The organism is Cellulosimicrobium sp. 72-3 (genome assembly GCF_013127315.1).
GTDB lineage: Bacteria > Actinomycetota > Actinomycetes > Actinomycetales > Cellulomonadaceae > Cellulosimicrobium > Cellulosimicrobium funkei.
On sequence record NZ_CP053419.1, the window covers coordinates 2,720,150 to 2,734,972 of the forward strand.

15 protein-coding genes are annotated in these 14,823 nt (G+C 75.5%); 5 read left to right on the plus strand and 10 right to left on the minus strand.

What is annotated here, in order from left to right; all coding sequences use genetic code 11:
* The first annotated feature begins 18 nt into the window (after positions 1-18).
* Genes cydB through cydC form a run of 3 tightly spaced genes read left to right on the plus strand, consistent with a single transcriptional unit; the run spans position 19 to position 4,723 of the window.
* Positions 19-1,131, plus strand: coding sequence for a cytochrome d ubiquinol oxidase subunit II (cydB, locus tag HKK73_RS12340; protein WP_085387659.1), 1,113 nt, complete (start codon positions 19-21; stop codon positions 1,129-1,131).
* Entirely contained in the window at positions 1,128-2,912 is a 1,785-nt protein-coding gene (gene cydD, locus HKK73_RS12345; protein WP_171468116.1) for a thiol reductant ABC exporter subunit CydD, read from the plus strand. The genes cydB and cydD overlap by 4 nt, the downstream gene beginning before the upstream one ends.
* A complete protein-coding gene (cydC, locus tag HKK73_RS12350; RefSeq protein ID WP_171468117.1) occupies positions 2,909-4,723 on the plus strand; it encodes a thiol reductant ABC exporter subunit CydC in 1,815 nt (604 codons plus the stop codon). The genes cydD and cydC overlap by 4 nt, the downstream gene beginning before the upstream one ends.
* A gap of 10 nt (positions 4,724-4,733) precedes the next feature.
* On the opposite strand, the gene HKK73_RS12355 is transcribed toward cydC, so the two are convergent.
* Genes HKK73_RS12355 through HKK73_RS12365 form a run of 3 tightly spaced genes read right to left on the minus strand, consistent with a single transcriptional unit; the run spans position 4,734 to position 8,151 of the window.
* The gene (locus HKK73_RS12355) at positions 4,734-6,137 is read right to left on the minus strand and encodes a dipeptidase (protein WP_171468118.1); all 1,404 of its coding nucleotides are present in this window, start codon (positions 6,135-6,137) and stop codon (positions 4,734-4,736) included.
* A complete protein-coding gene (locus HKK73_RS12360) occupies positions 6,134-6,667 on the minus strand; it encodes a hypothetical protein (protein WP_171468119.1) in 534 nt (177 codons plus the stop codon). Before HKK73_RS12360 ends, HKK73_RS12355 begins: the two co-directional genes overlap by 4 nt.
* Positions 6,664-8,151, minus strand: coding sequence for an APC family permease (locus HKK73_RS12365; protein WP_086151157.1), 1,488 nt, complete (start codon positions 8,149-8,151; stop codon positions 6,664-6,666). The genes HKK73_RS12360 and HKK73_RS12365 overlap by 4 nt, the downstream gene beginning before the upstream one ends.
* A 308-nt stretch (positions 8,152-8,459) precedes the next feature.
* Between HKK73_RS12365 and HKK73_RS12370 the strand changes: the two genes are divergently transcribed.
* Positions 8,460-9,401 (plus strand): NAD(P)-dependent oxidoreductase, encoded by a 942-nt coding sequence (locus tag HKK73_RS12370; protein WP_171468120.1) that lies wholly within the window; start codon positions 8,460-8,462, stop codon positions 9,399-9,401.
* A 16-nt stretch (positions 9,402-9,417) separates the two neighbouring features.
* Here the strand turns inward: HKK73_RS12370 and mutM are convergent, their stop codons facing one another.
* The 6 genes from mutM to coaD all read right to left on the minus strand — a co-directional run bounded on the left by mutM (position 9,418) and on the right by coaD (position 13,214).
* A complete protein-coding gene (mutM, locus tag HKK73_RS12375) occupies positions 9,418-10,362 on the minus strand; it encodes a bifunctional DNA-formamidopyrimidine glycosylase/DNA-(apurinic or apyrimidinic site) lyase (RefSeq protein ID WP_168944353.1) in 945 nt (314 codons plus the stop codon).
* A complete protein-coding gene (rnc, locus tag HKK73_RS12380; RefSeq protein WP_051028283.1) occupies positions 10,355-11,104 on the minus strand; it encodes a ribonuclease III in 750 nt (249 codons plus the stop codon). Before rnc ends, mutM begins: the two co-directional genes overlap by 8 nt.
* A gap of 5 nt (positions 11,105-11,109) precedes the next feature.
* A complete protein-coding gene (rpmF, locus tag HKK73_RS12385) occupies positions 11,110-11,304 on the minus strand; it encodes a 50S ribosomal protein L32 (RefSeq protein WP_021482203.1) in 195 nt (64 codons plus the stop codon).
* 2 nt (positions 11,305-11,306) lie between these two features.
* A complete protein-coding gene (locus HKK73_RS12390; protein ID WP_163187270.1) occupies positions 11,307-11,825 on the minus strand; it encodes a DUF177 domain-containing protein in 519 nt (172 codons plus the stop codon).
* 280 nt (positions 11,826-12,105) lie between these two features.
* Entirely contained in the window at positions 12,106-12,690 is a 585-nt protein-coding gene (locus tag HKK73_RS12395; protein WP_228485008.1) for a hypothetical protein, read from the minus strand.
* A 23-nt stretch (positions 12,691-12,713) separates the two neighbouring features.
* Positions 12,714-13,214, minus strand: a complete 501-nt coding sequence (gene coaD, locus HKK73_RS12400) for a pantetheine-phosphate adenylyltransferase (protein ID WP_031315746.1) — start codon at positions 13,212-13,214, stop codon at positions 12,714-12,716.
* Positions 13,215-13,301: 87 nt separating this feature from the next.
* Between coaD and HKK73_RS12405 the strand changes: the two genes are divergently transcribed.
* Complete coding sequence (locus HKK73_RS12405; protein WP_171468121.1) at positions 13,302-14,039, plus strand: GNAT family N-acetyltransferase; 738 nt, start codon at positions 13,302-13,304, stop codon at positions 14,037-14,039.
* A gap of 108 nt (positions 14,040-14,147) precedes the next feature.
* On the opposite strand, the gene rsmD is transcribed toward HKK73_RS12405, so the two are convergent.
* The gene (gene rsmD, locus HKK73_RS12410) at positions 14,148-14,792 is read right to left on the minus strand and encodes a 16S rRNA (guanine(966)-N(2))-methyltransferase RsmD (RefSeq protein WP_086151161.1); all 645 of its coding nucleotides are present in this window, start codon (positions 14,790-14,792) and stop codon (positions 14,148-14,150) included.
* Between the last annotated feature and the right edge of the window lie 31 nt (positions 14,793-14,823).

Consider the following 14,823-nt stretch of genomic DNA (forward strand, 5'->3'; position numbering starts at 1 on the left):
GAAAACTCAGGAGACACCGTGGATCTCGCCGTCGTCTGGTTCGTGCTCATCGCGGTCCTGTGGACCGGCTACCTCGTGCTCGAGGGCTTCGACTTCGGGGTCGGCATGCTGCTGTCGATCCTCCCGCGCGGTGACAAGGAGCACCGCGAGAAGGAGCGCCGCGTCCTCATCAACACCATCGGCCCCGTCTGGGACGGGAACGAGGTGTGGCTGCTCACCGCGGGCGGCGCGACGTTCGCCGCCTTCCCCGAGTGGTACGCCACGCTCTTCTCCGGCTTCTACCTGCCGCTCCTGCTCATCCTCGTCGCTCTCATCGTGCGCGGCGTCGCGTTCGAGTACCGCGGCAAGATCCGCGACGAGGGCTGGGCGCGCCGCTGCGACGTCGCGATCCAGGTCGGGTCGTGGGTCCCCGCCGTGCTGTGGGGCGTCGCGTTCGCCAACCTCGTGCGCGGCGTGCAGCTCGACGCCGACCACCAGTTCGTCGGCGGCTTCTTCTCGCTCCTGTCGCCGTTCGCGCTCCTCGGCGGTCTCGTCACGCTGAGCCTGTTCCTGCTGCACGGCTCGGTCTTCGTCGCGCTCAAGACCGACGGCGAGATCCGCGCCCGCGCCCGTCAGCACGCCTCGGTCTTCGGCGTGGCCGCGCTCGTGCTCGCCGGCGGCTGGGCAGTCTGGGCCCAGGTCGCGTACTCGGTGCCCTGGACGTGGGCCGCCGTCGTGCTCGCCGCGGCCGGGCTCGTGACGACGCTCCTCGCGAACCGCAAGGGCTCCGAGGGACGCGCGTTCACGGCGTCGGCCCTGACGATCGTCGCCGCCGTCGTGCTGATCTTCGGCTCGATGTACCCCGACGTGATGCCCGCCGTCGACCCGGCGAACTCGCTGACGGTGCACAACGCGTCGTCGACCGACTACACGCTCACCGTGATGACGTGGGTCGCCGTGATCCTCACGCCGCTCGTCATCGCCTACCAGTCGTGGACGTACTGGGTGTTCCGCCGCCGCCTGTCGACGAAGGACATCCCCGCGCCCGCCGGCCTGTCGCTCAAGAAGGTCCGCGAGGCGGCGTTCGGCGGGGCGTCCTCGGGCGGCTCGACCGGCCGCGGCCTGACCGACGGCGGGGGCTCCGGCTCGTGAAGCCGCTCGACCCGCGGCTCCTGCGCCACGCGCGGGCCGCGCGAGGGTACGTCGTCCTGACGGCGGTGCTCGGGTTCGCCACGGCGGCCCTGGTCGTCGCCCAGGCCCTCGTCCTCGCGTCGGTCCTCGCGCCGGCCGTCCAGGGGACGGCCGACCTGGCCGACCTCGGGCCGCGGGTCGGGCTGCTCGCCGCCGTCGTCGCCGCGCGCGCGGGCACCTCGTGGGCGCAGGAGCGCTTCGCGCTGCGTGCCGCGACGCGGACCGTCGCCGAGCTGCGCGAGCAGGTCGTCACGCACGCCGTGGCGCTCGGCCCGCGGTGGCTGGCCTCGGGGCGCGGCCCCGAGGTCGCGACGCTCGCGACGCGCGGGCTCGACCAGCTCGAGCCCTACATGGTGCGGTACCTGCCCCAGCTCCTGCTCGCCGCCACCGTCACGCCCGCGACGCTCGCCGTCGTGCTGGGCCTGGACTGGGTCTCGGCCGTGATCATCGCCGTGACCATCCCCCTCGTCCCGATCTTCATGACGCTCGTCGGGCGCCTCACCGCGGGCACGTCGGAGCGGCGCCTCGTCGTCATGCAGCGGCTCGGCGCGCAGGTGCTCGACCTGCTCGCCGGTCTGCCGACGCTCCTCGCGTTCGGTCGCGAGCGCGGCCCCGAGCGGCGCGTGCGCGCGCTGGGCGAGGCCAACCGCCGCGCCACCATGGGCACGCTGCGCGTCGCGTTCCTCTCCGGCATGGTGCTCGAGCTCCTCACGACCCTGTCCGTGGCCGTCGTTGCGGTGGGCGTGGGCCTGCGCCTCGTGCACGGTGGCATGGAGCTCGAGCCGGCGCTCGCCGTCCTCGTGCTCGCCCCCGAGGTCTACCTCCCGCTGCGCCAGGTCGGCCTGCACTTCCACGCCTCGACCGACGGCATCGCCGCGGCCGAGCAGGCGTTCGCCGTCCTCGACGAGGACGCGCCCGCGCCGGGCACCGCACCCGCGCCCGCGCTCGCCGGGACGACGCTCGCCCTGCGCGGCGTGAGCGTGCGGGCCGGGGAGCGCGACGTGCTCGCGCCCGCCGACCTCGACCTCGAGCTCCGGCTCGGGACGTCGAGCGGCCGCGTCGTGGCCCTCACCGGGCCGAGCGGCGCGGGCAAGACGACGACGGCGATGGTCCTGCTCGGCCTCGTACGGCCCGACCGCGGCACCGCGACACTCACCGGGCCCGACGGCGACCGTCTCGACCTGGCCGACGTCGACCCCCAGACGTACTGGCCCCAGGTCGCGTGGCTCCCCCAGCGCCCCGTGCTCGCGCCGGGGCGGCTGCGCGACGTCGTCGCCGGCGGCCTGGACGTCACCGACGCCGACCTCGACCGCGCGGCGCGCACCGCCGGCCTCGACACGGTGCTCGCCACGCTGCCCGCGGGCTGGGACACCGAGGTCGGGCGCGGCGGCGTCGGGCTGAGCGTCGGCCAGCGCCAGCGCGTCGCGCTCGCCGCGGCGCTGCTCGGCGACCCGGCGCGCGTCCCGCTCGTCGTGCTCGACGAGCCGACCGCCCACCTGGACGCGCGCGGCGAGCAGGTCGTGCTCGACGCCGTGCGCGCATTCCGCGACCAGGGGCGCACCGTCGTCGTGGTCGCGCACCGCGCCTCGCTCGTGCGCGCGGCGGACGACGTGGTCGAGGTCCGCTCCGCACGGCTCGACCCGTCCCCGGCGAGCCCGGACGCCGACCCGGCCGACCCCCAGGGCACTGCCCTGGCGGTCGGCGCCGCCACCTCCACGACCCCCGAGGGGAGCGTCCCGTGACCGGACCTCGTGCCCGCCTCGCCGCCGACCCTCTGTGGCGCGCGGTCGGGCTGCTCGACGTGCGCTGGCGCCGCGTCGTGTGGGCGGTCGTGCTCGGCACGCTCTCGCTCGGGAGCGCCGTCGGCCTCGCGGCCGCCGCGGCGTGGCTCATCGCGCGCGCCTCGCAGATGCCGCCGGTCCTCACGCTGTCCGTCGCGGTCGTCGGCGTGCGCGCGTTCGGCATCTCGCGCGGCGTCTTCCGGTACCTGGAGCGGCTCGCGTCGCACGACGTCGCGCTGCGCGGCATGGCGTCCCTGCGCGCCAACCTCTACACCGCGCTCGCGCAGGGCTCGCCCGCCGCGCTCGTCGGGCTGCGACGCGGCGACCTGCTCGCGCGCGTCGGCGCGGACGTCGACGCGGTCGGCGACGTGGTCGTGCGCGCGTTCGTGCCCGCCGGGGTCGCGCTCGCCGTGTCGGTGGGGTCCGTCGTGCTCGTGGGCGCCTTCCTGCCCGCGGCCGGGGTCGCGCTCGGACTGTGCCTCCTGCTCGCCGCCGTCGTCGCGCCGTGGCTCTCCGCCCGGTCGGCGCGCGAGGTCGAGGCGCGCGGCGCCACGACGCGCGCGGCGATGACCGCCACGACGCTGGAGATCCTCGAGGAGTCCGGGCCGCTCGCCGTGTCCGGGCGCCTCGGCACGCGCCTCGACGACCTGCGCGCGACCGACCGGGCACTCGCCCGCGTGACCGACGACGGCGCCCGCCCCGCCGGGGTCGCGGCCGGGATCGCCGCGCTCGCCGTCGGCCTCGCGGTGCTCGCGTCGCTCCTGCTCGGCATCCCGGCCGTCACCGCCGGCACGCTCGCGCCCGTCGAGCTGTCCGTCATCGTCCTCACGCCCCTCGCGGTGTTCGAGGCGGCGAACACGCTGCCCGCCGCCGCCGTCCAGCTCCACCGCTCGCGGCAGGCCGCCGCGCGCGTGGTCGGGCTCCTCGACGGGCCGGCGCCCGCGGCAGGCCGCGGCCCGACCCCTGCCCCCGGCGAGGCGGGCCGCGCCCCGGACCCGCGCACGTCCCTCATGCTCGACGACGTCGCGGCCGGCTGGCCGGGCACCGGACGCACCGTCGTCGAGGGCGTGGACCTCGCGCTCGCGCCGGGCCGTGCGGTCGCCGTCGTCGGACCGTCGGGCGTCGGCAAGACGACGCTGCTCGCGACCGCCGCCGGGCTCGTCCCGGAGGTCGCTGGGCGGGTGCTCCTCGACGGCGTCCCGACGGCCGACCTCGCGCGCGAGGACGTGGCGCACCACGTCGTGCTCGTCGCGGAGGACGGGCACGTGTTCGACACGACCGTGCTGGAGAACCTGCGCGTCGCGCGCGGCGACGTCACGACCGAGGAGGCCGAGGCCGCCCTACGCGCCGTCGGTCTCGACCCGTGGCTCGCCGCGCTGCCCGACGGCCTGGAGACGCTGCTCGGCCCCGACGCCACCACGGTCTCGGGCGGCGAGCGCCGCCGTCTGCTCGTGGCCCGCGCGCTCCTGTCCCCCGCCCCGCTGCTGCTGCTCGACGAGCCCGCGGAGCATCTCGACGCCGCCGGCGCCGACGCGCTCGTGCGGCACCTCGTCGCGACGACGCGCGCCGCGCAGGACCGGCGCGGCGTCGTCCTCGCGACGCACCGGCTGAGCGCGCTGGAGGCGGTCGACGAGGTGCTGCTCCTCGGGGTCCCCGACGACGCGCCGGACGGCGCCGCCGCACGCGTCGTCGCGCGCGGGCCGCACGCCGAGCTGCTCGCGCTCCCCGCCTACCGCTGGGCGCTCGACCAGGAGGCCCCCGCGGTGCGATGAGCCCGCAGGGTCAGCCCTCGCCGAGGCGCGCGAGGAACAGCGCCTCGCCGACCGCCAGGTTCTCGATCTCGCTGGGCGCGACCGACTCGTTCGGCGCGTGGATGAGGCACGCGGGCTCCTCGACGCCGAGGAGCACGATCTCCGCGTCCGGGTACTGGCCCGCGAGCACGTTGCACAGCGGGATCGAGCCGCCCTGGCCCGCGGTGACCGTCTCGCGCCCGTAGGCGTCCGCGAGCGCCCCCGTGAGCGTGTCGAACACGTGCCCGCTCGTGCGGGCCGCGAACGGCTGCCCGACGGCGTCGCGCTCGACCCGCACGCGCACCCCCCAGGGTGCGTGGGCCTCGAGGTGCGCGACGAGCTTGTCCTGGAGGTCCTGGGCGTCCGCGCCGGGCGGCACGCGCAGGTTGAGCCGGGCGGACGCGCGCGGCTGGATCGCGGCCGCCGAGCCGACGACGCTCGGCGCGTCGATCCCGAGGATCGTCACGACGGGCCGCGCCCACAGCCGGTCGGCGACGCTGCCGGTCCCGACGAGCCCGACGCCGTCGAGCACGCCCGCGTCGCGGCGGAACTGGTCCTCGTCGTACGCGACCCCGTCCCACGTGCCGTGCGCGACGGCGGCCGGCACGCCGTCGATGGTCGTGTCGCCGTGCTCGTCCCGCAGGCTCGCGAGGATCGCGACGAGGGCCGCGAGCGCGTCGGGCGCGGCGCCGCCGAACATGCCGGAGTGGATCTCGCCCTCGAGCGCCTCGACGTGCACGACGACGTTCGCCGCGCCGCGCAGGGTCACGGTGAGCGTCGGGAGGCCGAGCTCGGCGTTGCCGGTGTCCTGGACGAGCATCGCGTCGGCCGCGAGCGCCCCGGGGTTCGCCTCGACCCACCGGTCGAGGCCGCCCGTCCCCTGCTCCTCGGAGCCCTCGACGACGAGCCGGACCCCGACGGGGAGGTCGTCGCCACCCAGGGCGCGCAGGGCCCGCAGCGCGGTGAGGTGCGTGACGATGTTCCCCTTGCAGTCCGCGGCACCGCGCCCGTAGAGGCGACCGTCGCGCTCGGTGAGCTCGAAGGGCGGGCTGGTCCACGCGGCGTCGTCGAGGGGCGGCTGGACGTCGTAGTGCGCGTAGAGCAGGACGGTGGGCGCGCCGTCGGGCCCGGGACGGTGGCCCAGGACGACCTGCGACCCGTCGGGCGTGACCTCCAGGCGCGTGTCGATCCCCTCCGCGCGGAACGCGTCGGCCACCCAGCGCGCGGCGCGCTCGCACTCGGCGCGGGGGTAGAGGCGCTCGTCGGCGACGGACGGGATGGCGACGAGCGTGCGCAGGTCGTCGAGCGCGCGCGGCAGGAGGCCCTGCACGGCGGCGCGCACCTCCTCGACGTGCCCGGTGGCGTCGGGTCGTGCTCCGGTGCTCGGCTGGCTCACGCGTCCTCCTCGGTCGTGGTTCCGGTGGTGGCGTCGGTGCCCTCGCCGCCCTGCTCGGTGGTGCGGCCGGGGTCGAGGTCGAGCGAGTCCACGTACGCGTCGAACGCGGCGAGCTGGTCGGGGCAGTAGACCTCGATGACGAGCCGGTCGCCGGCGAGGCGGCGCTCGTCGAGCACCGAGGGCCGCAGGCCCGGGCCGGCGGCCCCGTTCGCCGCGCCGAGGTCGGCCGTCGCCTCGACGAGGGCGGCCGGGTCGGCGCAGAAGCCGCCGCCGTCGTCGCCGAGGACGTCGGCGATCGTCTCCTCGCTGAAGGCGGTGATCCCGATCGCGGCGAACTGCTCGTGCAGCTCGGCCGCCTTCTGCTCGGCCTCGCGCGCGTCGCGGTTGGACCGCACGTTGTCGAACACGATCAGCATGACGGCGCCGAGCGCGACCAGGAGCAGCGCGGCGGCGGTGTACGTGACCCACCGCTTCGACGAGACCGGCTCGGGCTCGTGCTCGGGGACGTGGGAGGGACGGGTCGTGGTCATGCCGCGTCCCCCTCCCCCGCCTCGTCCGCCGCCGCGAGCGCCGCGGCCTCGGGGTCCTTCCAGGACGGCTTGCGCAGCAGGTAGAAGAGCGCCGGGACGAGGATGCCGATGATCCCGAGGCCGCCACCGACGATCAGCACGTAGACGCCCACGTTCCCGCTGGAGAACTGCGCGGGCGGCACGAACCCGATGATCATCGCGGCCACCGAGGCGCAGAACCCGACGACGCACAGGAGCGTCAGCGCGGGCGCGCGGTACCCGCGCGGGTGGTCGGGTGCCCGACGGCGCAGCCGTACCGCCGCGACGAACAGCAGCAGGTACATGACGAGGTACACCTGCGTCGTGATGACGGACAGGATCCAGTAGGCGCTCGAGACGTCGGGGATGAAGGCGTACAGGAGCGCGATGCCGGTCGTGATGACGCCCTGCGTGACGAGGATGTTCTGCTGCACGCCGTGCTTGTTGAGCCGCTGCAGGAACGGCGGCAGGTAGCCCTCCTCGCGCGCGACGGTGAGCAGGCCCTTGGACGGTCCGGCGAGCCAGGTGAGCATGCCGCCGAGCGACGCCGCGATGAGCATGAGGCCGAGGATCGGCGTCAGCCAGCTCACGCCGAAGTTGGCGAAGAACGCGTCGAACGCCTGCATCACCCCGGCGGTCAGGCTGAGCTGGTCGGCGGGGATCACCCAGCTGATCGCGACGGCCGGGAGGATGAAGATCACGAGGACGAGCCCGATCGCGAGGAACATCGACCGCGGGAACTCCGTGGCCGGCCTGCGCAGGCTCGTCACGTGCACCGCGTTCATCTCCATGCCCGCGTACGACAGGAAGTTGTTGACGATGAGCACCAGCGACGCGAGCCCGGTCCAGGCGGGCAGCAGGTGCTGCGCGTCCATCGGCGCGGCCGACGGGTTGCCCTGGGCCAGGAAGACGATGCCGAGCACGACGAGGATCGCGGCCGGGACGAGCGTCCCGATGACGAGGCCCCAGCTCGACAGCCCCGCGACCGTCTTGGTGCCCTGGGAGGAGAGCCACACGCCCGTCCAGAAGAGCACGACGATGACGATCGCGACGTAGAGCCCGTTGCTCGCGAGGCTCGGGTTGATGACGTAGGCGAACGTGCTCGCGACGTACCCGAGCAGGCTCGGGTAGTAGAAGATCGTCATCGCGAACTGGCACCAGATCGCGAGGAACCCGAGCGGCTTCGACACGCCGTCCGCGACCCAGCGGTACACACCGCCGGACCACCCCGACGCGAGCTCGGCCGACACGAGCGACGTCGGGAGCAGGAACACGAGCGCCGGGACCACGTAGAGGAACACGGCCGCGAGGCCGTAGACCGCCATGGTCGGCGCGGCGCGCAGGCTCGCGACCGACGACGTGATCATGAACGCGAGCGTGAGCCACGTGATGTAGTTCTTCGGTGTCCGTGCCGTGATCGCCGCGCGCACCTCAGCGTGCGTCGGCGCGCCCGTGGACGAGCCCATCCCCCACCCCCGAAGCCGTGACCCCGCCGGGGCCGACCGGGACGGCGCGCGGACGGCGCGTCGTCGGAACACCGCGAACATATCGCCGCGACGCAGGTCGCGCCTGGGGAGTCGTCCGGGGCTCGGCCGGGGGCGCGGACCGGGCGCCGCACCCGCGCGGGTCGGCGCCGGGCCTGCTCAGAGGTGGCGCGAGGGCGGCTCGGTGCCGGCTCGGTGGCGGCTCGGACGCGGTGATACGTTCGCGAGGCGGCCCGTCCCGCGCAGCGCGAGGGCCGTGACGACACCACGGACGACCTCAAGGAGCAGCGGTGAAGATCCTCGTGCCCGGCACCATCGCCCTCGACGTGCACGCGGGCCCGGACGACGAGGTCGTCGTGTACGACGCCGCGGCCCCGTTCCGTCCCGAGGACGCCGACGCCGAGGTGCTCGTGGTGTGGGGCGGCTCCGCGGAGAACCTCGCCGACGCCGCGGCGCGGCTCCCCCGCCTGCGCTGGGTCCAGACGCTCGCCGCGGGCCCCGACGCCGTGCTCGCGGCCGGGTTCGGGCCGGACGTGACGATCACCTCGGGCCGGTCCCTGCACGACGGCCCCGTCGCCGAGCACGCGCTCGCGCTGGTCCTCGCCGTCGTGCGCCGGCTCGACGTGCTCGGGGCGGCGCAGCGCGAGCACCGGTGGGACACCGCGGTGAACCAGGCGCAGGCGGACCCGGCGACGGCAGCGCGCTACACGCTCGACGGCGCACGCGTGACCGTGTGGGGCTTCGGCTCGATCGCCGCCCGGCTCGCGCCGCTGCTCGCGGCGCTCGGCGCCGACGTGACGGGCGTCGCGAGCCGCCGCGGCGAGCGGCACGGCTTCCCCGTCGTGACCGACGACGACCTCCCCGACGTGCTCGCCTCGACCGACGTGCTCGTCTCGCTCCTGCCCGCCCTCGACACGACGCGGCACGCGTTCGACGCCGCGCGGATCGACCAGCTCCCCGACCACGCGGTCTTCGTCAACGTCGGCCGCGGCGCCACGGTCGACGAGGACGCGCTCGTCGCCGCGCTGCACGACGGGCGCCTCGGCGGCGCCGCGCTCGACGTCACCGGGTCCGAGCCCCTGCCCGCGGAGTCACCCCTGTGGGACGCGCCGCGCCTGGTCCTCACGCCGCACGTCGCGGGCAACCGGCCCCAGCGCGCGTCCGAGCTCGTCAACGCCAACCTCGACGCGCTCCGCGCGGGCCGCGAGCTCCGCAACGTCGTCCCCCGCTGAGGGGCGCTTCCGGGGTCTACCAGCGGCCGTTGCGGGGGCGCGGCTGGCACCGCGGGCACGTGTACGACGAGCGGTTCATGAACTCGTCGCGCCGGACGGGCGTGCCGCACCGGGGGCACGGCTCGCCCTCCTGCCCGTACACGGCGAGCGACCGCGAGAAGTAGCCGGACTGGCCGTTCACGTTGACGTACAGCGCGTCGAAGCTCGTGCCGCCCTGCGCGAGGGCCTCCGTCATGACCTCGGCCGCCGCGTCGAGCAGACGGTGCGCCTCGGGACGGCGCAGCGTGTCCGTCGCGCGGGCGTAGTGCAGCCGGGCGCGCCACAGCGCCTCGTCCGCGTAGATGTTGCCGACGCCGGACACGACGGTCTGGTCGAGCAGCGCGCGCTTGACGCCCGTCCGACGACGCCGGATCGCGTCCACCACGTCGTCGCGCCGCAGCGACGGGTCGAGCAGGTCCCGGCCGATGTGCGCGACCGGCGCCGGGACCGCGGCGAGGTCGGAGCCGAGGCCGCCGGGGGCGCCGTCGGGCGTCGGGACGAGGTCCTGGACGGACAGGTGCCCGAACGTGCGCTGGTCGACGAAGTCGAGCGCCTGCGCACCGTACGCGGTGCGGTCGTCGTGCTCGAGCACCACGCGCACCCGCAGGTGCGGCGAGCGGTCGGCGAGCGCGACGCCGGAGCGGACGAGGAGCTGGCCCGACATCCCGAGGTGGGCCAGCAGGGCGGCGGCGGGGCCGTCGTCGGACCCGGCGGCGGGCTCGAGCGGGAGCCAGAGGAACTTGCCGCGGCGCACCGCGGCGCCGAGCCGCTGACCGAGCAGCTCGTCGCGGAAGCCCGCCGGCCCGCCCTCGTGGCGCCGCACGCTGTAGTCGCGCAGCACCTCCACGTCGACGACGCGGGCGCCCACGACGTGGCGGGCGAGACCGTCGCGGACGGTCTCGACCTCGGGCAGCTCAGGCACCGGCGTCCTCGGCCGCGACCGGCGAGGCCGCGGACGCCGCCTCGCGCTCGGCCTGCTCCGCCGCGAGCGCGCGGTACGCACGCTCCGCGGCCTCCTGCTCGGCGTACTTCTTCGCCGTCCCGCTGCCCGTGCCGTAGAGGCGGCCGTCGAGGTGCACGTACGACGTGAAGACCCGCGCGTGGTCCGGCCCGACGGCGTCGCTCGAGTACGACGGCGCGCTCAGCCCGGCCGCGGCCGCGGCCTCCTGGAGCGACGTCTTCCAGTCGAGCCCGGCGCCCAGACCGGCCGCCGCCGACAGCGTCGGCTCGACGAGCCCGAGCACGAGCCCGCGGGCCGGCTCCAGGCCGTGGCTCAGGTAGACCGCGCCGATGATCGCCTCGACCGTGTCGGAGAGGATCGAGTCCTTGTCGTTGCCGCGCGTGCGGATCTCGCCCTTGCCGAGCAGCACGTACTGCCCCAGGCCGAGCCGGCGCGCGATCGCGGCGAGCGACTTCTGCGAGACGGTCGCGGCCCGCATCTTGGCGAGCTCGCCCTCGGACAGGTCGGGGTGGCGGCGGTAGAGGGTCTCCGTGACGACGAGGCCCAGGACGGTGTCACCGAGGAACTCGAGACGCTCGTTCGTGGGGATGCCGCCGTTCTCGTGCGCGAACGACCGGTGCGTGAGCGCAAGCACGAGAAGCTCGGGGTCCAGATGGACCCCGAGCTTCTCGAGAAGACCGGATGCCGGTGCAGCCGGTGCCACGCGCCTCAGCCTGCGTGCTCGGTGCGCAGCGCCTCGGCGTACTGGCGGCCCTTGTAGGTACCGCACGTCGGGCACGCCGCGTGCGACAGCTTGTCGCCCTTGCACTGCGGGCAGGTGGTGAGGTTCGCGGCGGTCGTCTTCCACTGCGAACGACGCGCACGGGTGTTGCTGCGCGACATCTTGCGCTTCGGAACAGCCACGGCTAGCTCTCTTTCGTCTCGTCGGACACGTTCGAGGTGTCGAACATGCTCTCCAGCGCCGACCAGCGAGGGTCGACAAGTTCGTGGGTGTGGCCCGGGTCGTCCGCCAGGCGCGCACCGCACTCGGAGCACAGCCCCGGGCAGTCCGCTCGGCACACCGGACTGAATGGTAGTGCAGTGACGACCGAATCCCGTAGCGCGGGCTCGATGTCTGCGAGGTCGCCGTCCAGCTCGTAGACGTCCTCGGCGTCCTCCAGGTCGTCGCCCGACTCCTCGGCGGCCTTCGCGCGCTCCGGGTAGGCGAACAGCTCGCCGAGCTCGACCGAGACGTCCTCGTGCACCGTGTCGAGGCAGCGCACGCACTCCCCGACCGCGCGTCCCGTCACCGTCCCGGAGACGAGCACACCTTCCATGACGGCCTCGAGACGCAGGTCGAGCTCGAGCTCGCTGCCCTCGGGGATGCCGATGACGGCGGTCCCGAGGTCGGCCGGCGCGGGGACGGTCCGGCGGACCGTCAGCATGCTCCCGGGTCGCCGACCGAGCTCGTGCGTGTCGAGCACGAGCGGCGACGTCTTCTCGGCGGTGATGGTGCGCTCCAGGATCGGAGCCCGCAGGCGTGGGCGCCCGCGGACGGTGGTCAACGATGGTCGGGGGCCGGCGACCGCTCGACGGCGGCTGCCAGGCACGGGTCGACGCGTGACGCGACGAGCCAAACATCGATCTTACGTCACCGGACGCCGTGGTCGCCACCTTCGCGGTGGCGACCGCGACGGTCGTCGGGTCCGGCGACCGGCACGCCCGTCAGCGGGCCGCGCGCTCCCCGCCGCGCTCGCGCATCGTCGCCGGGAACGGCGACTCGTCGGCGTCGCCGAAGCGGTCGCCGAGCCGGTCCGCGAGCTTCGCCCGGCCGGCCTGGACCTGCGCGAGGAGCTTGCCGAGGTCCACCTCGAAGTCCGCGAGCCGCCGGTCGCAGTAGTCGTCGGCGTCGCGCTGCAGCACGGCAGCCGCCTCCTGCGCCTCGTCGACGATGTCGCGGGCGCGCGCCTCCGCCTGGACCACCACCTGCTCCGTCTGCACGAGCTCGATCGCCCGGGCGCGCGCCGTCGTGAGGATCTCCTCCGCCTGCCGGTGCGCGTCCTCGAGCACGGCGTCCGCCTGCGCGAGCACCTCGTCCGCGTGCGCGAGCTGCTCCGGCAGCGCGCCCCGCAGCTCGTCCAGGAGCGCGAGGGCGTCGCCCTTGTGCACCAGCACCGACGCGGACATCGGCATCGTGCGCGCCGACTCGACGAGGTGCGTGAGGTCGTCGAGGATCGCGTTCAACCCGACCTGCGCCTCCTCGCCCGCGCGGTCCTCGTGCGTCGGCCGTCGGTCCTGCTGCTCGCTCACGTACCCGGTCCTTCCCGTCGTGCTCACCTGCTGGTCCCCTGCGTCCGTGCCAGCGCCGCCCGGACGGCGTCGCCCACCCCGGGCGGGACGAGGTCGTCCACCGGTCCCCCGTACCGCGCGATGTCCTTCACGAGCGACGACGCGACGTGCAGGAGCGCGGCGTCGCCCGCGACGAACACCGTCTCGACCCCCGCGAGGTGCCGGTTCATGAGCGCCATCGGCAGCTCCGCGTCGAAGTCGGCACCGCCGCGCAGGCCCTTGACCACCGCCGTCGCACCGACGTCGCGGCAGAAGTCGACGAGCAGCCCCGGCACGACCTCGACCCGGACGCCGTCCAGCCCCGCGTCCCGCACCGCGGACCGCGCGAGGTCCACGCGCTCGTCGACGCTCAGGAGCGCCGACTTCGACGCGTTCCGCGCGACGCCGACGACGACCTCGTCGAAGAGGGCGCGCGCACGGCGGACGATGTCGAGGTGGCCCAGGGTGATCGGGTCGAACGACCCGGGACAGACGGCTGTGGTCACCTCGTCACGGTAGTACACGGGGGCCGCCGGACCCGGGCGGCGCGGCCGGGCGCGCGCCGACCGGCGTCGGGCGCGACGATGGTCGACGTGACCACCCCCGCCGTCGTCCCGCTCACCGACCCCGCGCTGCTGCGCTCGCTGCACCGCGACGTCCTCGTGCCGTCGTTCCCGCCCGCCGAGCTCGTCGACGAGCAGGAGCTGCTCGACGCCCACGCGAGCGGGCGGCTGCGCAGCCTCGGCGTCGTCGAGGAGGACCGCGTCGTCGCCGGCGTCGTCGGCGAGTGGTTCGCCGACGCGCGCGTCCTCCTCGTGCTCTACCTCGCGATCGCCCCCGGACGCCGGGGCGGCGGCGTGGGCCGCCGTCTCGTCACCACCGCGCTCGACGACTGGCGCGCGCTCGACCCGCTCGTCGTCGTGGGCGAGGTCGAGCACCCCGCGCACCACACCGGCAGCGAGGCCCACGGCGACCCGGTCGCGCGGCTCCGGTTCTACGCGCGCCTCGGCGCGCGCGTCCTGGCGCTCCCCTACTTCCAGCCCGGCGACGGTCCGGGCGGCGAGCGCGTGCCCGCGCTCCTCCTCGTGTCGTTCCCCCGCGGTCCGCACGCCGCCGAGGACGACGTCCCGGCCGCGCCGCTGCGCGCCTTCCTCGCGGAGAACCTCCGCGAGAGCGAGGGCACGCTCGCCGACGACGCCGCGACCCGCCGCCTGCTCGACGCCGCGGGCGGGGACAGCGTCCGCCTCGTCGACCCGGACGACCCCGCCGCCCTCGCGACCGTGCCCGTCGGCGCCCTCGCCCCGGCCGAGACCCGAGCCCCGACGGCCTGACCCCCGGTCCCGCGGACGCCCCCACCGACCAGGCAGTCCCGGCAGGCCGAGCAGGCGGTCCGGGTGCGTCAACCGACCCGGACGAACCAGAACCACCTGGTCGACGGGCTATGCGTCGTCGGGGAGCTCCGGGCCGACGAAGAACACCGCGGTCTCGCCGTAGTCCTTGTGCGCGACGAGCTCCCAGCCGGCGGGCCACGTCGGCTCGGGCGTGCGCGTCGAGCGCTCGACGACGACGACGGCGGCCGGGTCCAGCACGCCGGGCACCGCGAGGTGCGCCAGGACGCGCTCGAGCGCCTCGGCCGTCACGTCGTAGGGCGGGTCCACGAGCACGAGGTGGAAGGGCCCGTGGCCCGCACGCCCCGGGGACGACGCCCCGGCCGCTCCGGCCGCGTCCCCGGCCGCCGACCGCTGCGCCGCGGCCGCCGCCACGCCCGCGACGAACGCCTCGGCCGGCTGCGCGACGACGTGCACGTTCGACAGGCCGAGGGCGGCGACGTTGCGTCGTGCGACGTCGGCCGCGACCCGCGCGGAGTCGACGAGCGTGACGTCGGCCGCGCCGCGGCTCGCCGCCTCGAGGCCGAGCGCGCCGGAGCCCGCGTAGAGGTCGAGGACGTGCGCGTCGTCGACGACGCCGAGGTGCTCGAGCCGGGAGAAGATCGCCTCCCGCACGCGCTCGCTCGTCGGTCGCGTGCCGCGGGGTGGGACCTGCAGCGTGCGCCCACCGACTGTTCCCGCCACGATCCTCGTCACGCGCCCACCCTACGCAGGCGCCGCGGCGCCC